Raw genomic sequence first — 5,986 nt, forward strand, 5'->3', positions numbered from 1 at the left:
GACGTCGTGCAGGCGCTGGCCGGGCTGTGGCTGGCGGCGGCGCTCTCCGGCGTCGCCGGCGGGCCGTGGCCGCTGCCGCTGGCCGTCGTGGCGATCGCGGCCGCCGCCGGTCCCGGGCTAGCCCTGGCCTGCCGGTTCGCCGCCCGCGGCCCGGCGCGGCGGTACGGCGAGGAGGCGGAGCGGCGGCTGCGCGAGTCGGCGGCGGCGAGCGGGCGGGCGCGGGTGCTGGAGCCGATGGCGGCGGAGTTGCTGCGGTACCGCGAGGTGCGGGAGCAGTACGCCGTGGCGTCGGGCGGGGGAGCACAGCTCTGACCTGCTGTGACGTCGCTCGGGCGGGAGTTATCCACAGGGGTCGCGGGGGGCGGCGGGAGCGTGCAGCATGGAGGTCAGCGGGCAGGTGAACTGCCCGGACGGGGGAGGAGTGTGGAGATGAACGAGACGATGGTGACCGTGGTGGGGAACGCCGCGACGAGCGCGGACTACCGCACAACGCAGTCGGGGGTGGCGGCGGTGCGCTTCCGGCTGGCGGCCACGGTGCGGAGGTTCGACCAGGCGAGCGGCAGCTGGACCGATGCGTACACGAACTTCTTCACGGTGTGGGCCTGGCGCCAGCTCGCGGAGAACGTGGCGGCGTCGGTGTCCATCGGCGAACCGCTGCTGGTGCGCGGCCGACTGCGGGTCAGGGAGTACGAGAAAGAGGGCGTGCGGATCACGGACCCGACCATCGACGCGACGGCCGTCGGGCACGACCTCGGCTGGGGCACGGCGGCGTTCCGCCGGATGTCGCGGCTCAGGCCGGCGTTCGCGGAGCCGGGGCGGGCGGACCCGGACGGCGGGGCGCGGGCGAGCGGGGCGGGCCCCGGCGCAGCCCCGGACCCGGGCGAGACGGCAGCGCGGCAGCCGGTGCTGACCCCGAACCCGGCCTGACCCACCAGCGCCCCCACCCCAGCACGAGCCCCCCGGGGCCCGGAGTCCGGGGCTTCAGCCCCGGACGCCGCAAGCCCCCCGGGGGAGGGGGTTACGTGACCGGGGCCGGGCTCGGCGTTGGCCGGGCGGTGACGGTTTCGGGACGATCAGTTCGACCGGGGCGGGGAGACTTCTCCCGGTCCGCCGGGGTCTGCCCGAATTACTCGTTGCCCGATGTAACGATTGCGTTCTAAAACCCCGTCCGCATGGGGCATTTGAGGTTCGCGGGACGAAGGGAGTCCATAGGATTCCGAGCGGCTCGACGAGCCCGGAGCGAAGGCGTTCTTACGGCGGGGGCAATCCGAGCCTTGACCAACCCGCCCGGAGGGGATTTACGACCATGACTTCTGTTCGGAGGCCGTCGCATCGGCGGTCTGCTCGGCTCACCGCGGTCGTGCTGGCCGCGGGCCTGGCCACCGCCGGTGCCATAGCCGGCGCCGGCCCCGCGGCTGCGCAGGAGGCGCCGCCGGCCAACGGCGCCACCGCCACCCTGGGCGGACTCACCATCAAGGACACCGCCATCGTCCACGGGGACGGCGGTGACACGGAGATGGGGGCCGGTCTGTTCGAGATGGCCGTCGACCAGGGCGGTTCCATCCAGACCTACTGCATCGACTTCGGCAACCCGACCCAGCCGAAGGCCAAGTACCACGAGGTGCCCTGGAGCTCCTCCTCGCTGCAGAACAACCCCGACGCGGGGAAGATCAACTGGATTCTGCAGAACTCCTACCCGCAGGTCAACGACCTCTCCGCGCTCGCGGAGTCGGCCGGTGCGGGCGAGCTGACCGAGAACACCGCCGCGGCGGGCACCCAGATCGCGATCTGGCGCTTCTCCGACAAGGTCAACGTCGAGGCCAAGGACCCCGAGGCCGAGAAGCTGGCCGACTACCTGGAGGCCAGCGCCGAGGCGATCGAGGAGCCGGCTCCGTCGCTGAACCTCGGCCCGACGGCGATCTCCGGCAAGTCCGGTGAGAAGCTCGGCCCGGTCACGGTGAACACCGACGCGGCCGCCGCCAACCTCTCGCTGTCGCCGGAGGCGGAGAGCGCCGGCGTCACGGTCGTCGACGCCGACGGCAAGGCCCTGACGAGCGCCGCCGACGGCACCGAGGTCTTCCTCGACGTGCCCGCCGGCACCCCCGACGGGTCGGCGACCCTGACCGCCGACGCCACCACCCAGGTGCCCGTCGGCCGCGCCTTCGCCGGCGTCGGTGAGCACGCGCAGAGCCAGACCCAGATCCTGGCCGGCTCCAGCGACACCACCGTCACCGCGCAGGCCACCGCCACCTGGGCGAGCGAGGGCCCGATCCCGGCGCTGTCCGCCGAGAAGAACTGCGCCAAGGGCGGCGTGGACGTGACCGCCGAGAACAAGGGCGACCAGCCCTTCTCCTTCGAGCTGGCGGGCGAGTCCCACACCGTGGAGCCGGGCGAGTCCAAGACCGTGCTGGTCGAGGTCGCCGAGGACCAGGCCTACGAGATCACCATCAACGGTGACGACGGCTTCAGCGAGAAGTTCACCGGCGTGCTCGACTGCGACACCGCGGGCAACGACACCCCGGCGCCGAGCGAGCCGAGCCCGGCCTCCGCGGGCGGCTCCGCCGGTGGTGACGACGCCGGCGACAACGACGGCGGCGACCTGGCGAACACCGGTGGCAGCAGCGCCACCCCGGTGATCGCGGGCGTGGCGATCGGCCTGGTCGTGGTCGGCGGCGCGACCGTCTTCCTGCTCCGCCGGCGCGGCGGCAGCGCCGACGCCGCCTGACGACGGCCCTCCGGTCGGCGCCGGAGAGCGCCCAGCGCGCTGAGCGGCGCCGCCCGCCGGACGTCGGCTGACGGCTGACGGTCTGTACGACACCAGGGGCCGGGTCCTTCGGGGCCCGGCCCCTGCGCGTGCCCGGCGCCCGCCCGTGCCGGGTGCCCGCCCGTGCCCGGCGCCCGCGCATGCCGGGCCCTCGCAGGTGCGGCGCCCGCGCGCGCCGCGGGCGGCGGGCGCGACCGGGCCCGTTTTCGCACGGGGCGGGACGTGCGGCAAGATGGGTGCATCTGCCCACCTCGGATTTGCCGGACGGTTTCTCTTGGCTGAGTTCATCTACACCATGCGCAAGGCACGCAAGGCGCACGGTGACAAGGTCATCCTTGACAACGTCACCTTGAACTTCCTGCCCGGCGCCAAGATCGGTGTCGTGGGCCCCAACGGCGCCGGGAAGTCGACCGTGCTCAAGATCATGGCCGGCCTGGAGCAGCCGTCGAACGGCGACGCCTTCCTCTCGCCCGGCTACAGCGTCGGGATCCTCCTGCAGGAGCCCCCGCTGAACGAGGAGAAGACCGTCCTGGAGAACGTCCAGGAGGGCGTCGCCGACACCAAGGGCAGGCTCGACCGGTTCAACGAGATCGCCGAGCAGATGGCGACCGACTACACCGACGAGCTGATGGAGGAGATGGGCAAGCTCCAGGAGGAGCTGGACCACGCCAACGCCTGGGACCTCGACGCCCAGCTGGAGCAGGCCATGGACGCCCTCGGCTGCCCCCCCGGCGACTGGCCCGTCACCCACCTCTCCGGCGGCGAGCGCCGCCGCGTCGCACTCTGCAAGCTGCTGCTGGAGGCCCCCGACCTCCTCCTCCTCGACGAGCCCACCAACCACCTCGACGCCGAGTCCGTGGCCTGGCTGGAGCAGCACCTCGCGCAGTACGAGGGCACCGTCGTCGCCATCACCCACGACCGGTACTTCCTCGACAACGTCGCCGGCTGGATCCTGGAGCTGGACCGCGGCCGCGCCTTCCCCTACGAGGGCAACTACTCCACGTACCTGGAGACCAAGTCGACCCGCCTCAAGGTCGAGGGCCAGAAGGACGCCAAGCGGCAGAAGCGCCTCAAGGACGAGCTGGAGTGGGTCCGCTCCAACGCCAAGGGCCGGCAGGCGAAGTCCAAGGCGCGCCTCGCCCGCTACGAGGAGATGGCGGCCGAGGCCGAGAAGATGCGCAAGCTGGACTTCGAGGAGATCCAGATTCCGCCGGGCCCGCGCCTGGGCAACGTGGTCGTGGAGGTCGAGAACCTCAGCAAGGGCTTCGGCGACAAGCTCCTCATCGAGGACCTGTCCTTCACGCTCCCGCGCAACGGCATCGTCGGCGTCATCGGCCCCAACGGCGCCGGCAAGACGACCCTGTTCAAGATGATCCTCGGCCAGGAGAAGCCGGACTCCGGCAACATCCGGGTCGGCGACACCGTCTCCGTCAGCTACGTCGACCAGTCGCGCGCCAACATCGACGCGAAGAAGACGCTGTGGGAGGTCGTCTCCGACAACCTCGACTACATCAACGTCGGCCAGGTCGAGATGCCTTCGCGGGCGTACGTGTCCGCCTTCGGCTTCAAGGGCCCGGACCAGCAGAAGCCCGCCGGCGTCCTCTCCGGCGGCGAGCGCAACCGCCTCAACCTCGCCCTCACCCTCAAGCAGGGCGGCAACCTGCTGCTGCTCGACGAGCCGACCAACGACCTCGACGTCGAGACCCTGTCCTCGCTGGAGAACGCGCTGCTGGAGTTCCCGGGCTGCGCCGTGGTCATCACCCACGACCGCTGGTTCCTGGACCGCATCGCGACGCACATCCTGGCGTACGAGGGCGACAGCAGGTGGTTCTGGTTCGAGGGCAACTTCGAGTCGTACGAGAAGAACAAGATCGAGCGGCTCGGCGCGGACGCCGCCCGCCCGCACCGCGCGACGTACAAGAAGCTCACCCGTGGCTGACGTGGCCAGGCACGTCTATCGCTGCCCGCTGCGGTGGGCGGACATGGACGCCTACGGCCACGTCAACAACGTGGAGTTCCTCCGCTATCTGGAGGAGGCCAGGATCGACCTGATGTTCCGGCTGGCGCCCGGGGAGGGCGCCGCCGGCGGCGGCACGTCCTTCGCGGGCGGCTCGGTCGTGGCGCGGCACGAGATCGACTACCGCCGGCAGCTCGTGCACCGGTACGAGCCGGTGACGATCGAGGTGTGGGTGACGGAGATCCGGGCGGCGGCGGCGACGCTGGCGTACGAGGTGAAGGACGCGCCGGGCGGCGGCGGCAGAGTGTACGCGCGGGCGTCGACCGTCATCGTCCCCTACGACTTCGACGCCGGCCGGCCGCGGCGGATCACGGCGGACGAGCGGGCGTTCCTGGAGAAGTACCTGGAGCCGTCCACGGGGCCGTCCAGAGGGTCGGGGGAGGCAGCGGCGGCATGACGCGACGGCTGGTGTTCGCCGAGGGGCGGCAGGCGGAGGGCCTGGCGGCGTTCCTGGGGCGGCTGTTGCGGTACGACAGGGGCGCGGCGGTACGGCTGCGGGCGGCGCCCGCCGGCGGCACCGGCGGCGGGGACGGGGGAGCGGCGCTGGCCGTCTTCGGGCACGCGCCGGCGCTGGAAGTGATCGTGGTCCGCACGGTGCTGCTGACGGCGGCTGCGGAGCTGGACGAGACGGTGTCGGCGGGCGAGCTGGCGGAGGCCATCGACGCGGCGGCGGGCGCGGACGGTGCGCTGGCGGTGCCGCTGCCGCAGGCGGTGAACGGGCCCGGGTGGGCCGGGCTGCTGCCGCCGGGCGGCGGCTGGCAGCCGGTGCCCGGGCTGCCGCGTCCGGAGGAGCTGCGCGACGCGGTGGCCGCGGCCGTCGCGGAGTTCAAGGCCCGGGTGGAGGCGCTGCCGGAGGAGAAGCGGACGCGCACGGAGGTGGACCGGATCGGCGGCGACATCTGGAGCCGCCCGCTGGGCGAGACCCCGCTCCCGCTGCGTGCCGCGCACGCCGCCCGCGTCTTCGGCCTGCTGCCGCCGGCCGCGGACGCCGCTGGACCGGCCCTGCTCGCCGCGGGCAACTGGCTCCGCCTGCGCACCCCGTACGGCTCGGTGGCCCTCCGCCGCACGGGCGGCCTGGGCCGCCTGGGCGTCACCCCGGTCTGACCCGCCACGACTCCGCAGCGGCGGCCCGCACACCCGACGTCGGCGGGCCCGCCCCGGGCGGACCGCCGCCCGCCCGCCGCACCGAGCCCCGGGGGCCGCGC

General features: G+C 73.1%; 5 protein-coding genes and 1 pseudogene. All 6 read left to right on the top strand.

The genetic code is table 11. The annotated features are described in order from the left end of the window. Window positions 1-312, top strand: a pseudogene (locus ABD317_RS32530) (ATP-binding protein); the annotation flags it as partial. A gap of 117 nt (window positions 313-429) precedes the next feature. Next, window positions 430-927, top strand: a complete 498-nt coding sequence (gene ssb, locus ABD317_RS32535) for a single-stranded DNA-binding protein (RefSeq protein ID WP_344294745.1) — start codon at window positions 430-432, stop codon at window positions 925-927. 379 nt (window positions 928-1,306) lie between these two features. Further along, window positions 1,307-2,725: a Cys-Gln thioester bond-forming surface protein gene (locus tag ABD317_RS32540; protein WP_027756837.1), complete on the top strand. Its 1,419-nt coding sequence runs from the start codon at window positions 1,307-1,309 to the stop codon at window positions 2,723-2,725. A gap of 313 nt (window positions 2,726-3,038) precedes the next feature. Next, entirely contained in the window at window positions 3,039-4,703 is a 1,665-nt protein-coding gene (ettA, locus tag ABD317_RS32545; RefSeq protein ID WP_344294748.1) for an energy-dependent translational throttle protein EttA, read from the top strand. A gap of 1 nt (window position 4,704) precedes the next feature. Then, window positions 4,705-5,178, top strand: a complete 474-nt coding sequence (locus ABD317_RS32550) for an acyl-CoA thioesterase (protein ID WP_344294752.1) — start codon at window positions 4,705-4,707, stop codon at window positions 5,176-5,178. After that, window positions 5,175-5,885, top strand: coding sequence for a DUF8185 domain-containing protein (locus ABD317_RS32555; protein WP_344294750.1), 711 nt, complete (start codon window positions 5,175-5,177; stop codon window positions 5,883-5,885). Before ABD317_RS32550 ends, ABD317_RS32555 begins: the two co-directional genes overlap by 4 nt. The last annotated feature ends 101 nt before the right edge of the window (window positions 5,886-5,986 follow it).

It is taken from the genome of Streptomyces synnematoformans (genome assembly GCF_039531005.1).
Taxonomy (GTDB): domain Bacteria; phylum Actinomycetota; class Actinomycetes; order Streptomycetales; family Streptomycetaceae; genus Streptomyces; species Streptomyces synnematoformans.

Excerpts from the sequence above, each read along its gene's own strand:
- ssb (WP_344294745.1), top strand. The coding sequence starts at position 430 with ATGAACGAGACGATGGTGACCGTGGTGGGGAACGCCGCGACGAGCGCG.
- ABD317_RS32555 (WP_344294750.1), top strand. The coding sequence starts at position 5,175 with ATGACGCGACGGCTGGTGTTCGCCGAGGGGCGGCAGGCGGAGGGCCTG.
- ABD317_RS32540 (WP_027756837.1), top strand. The coding sequence starts at position 1,307 with ATGACTTCTGTTCGGAGGCCGTCGCATCGGCGGTCTGCTCGGCTCACC.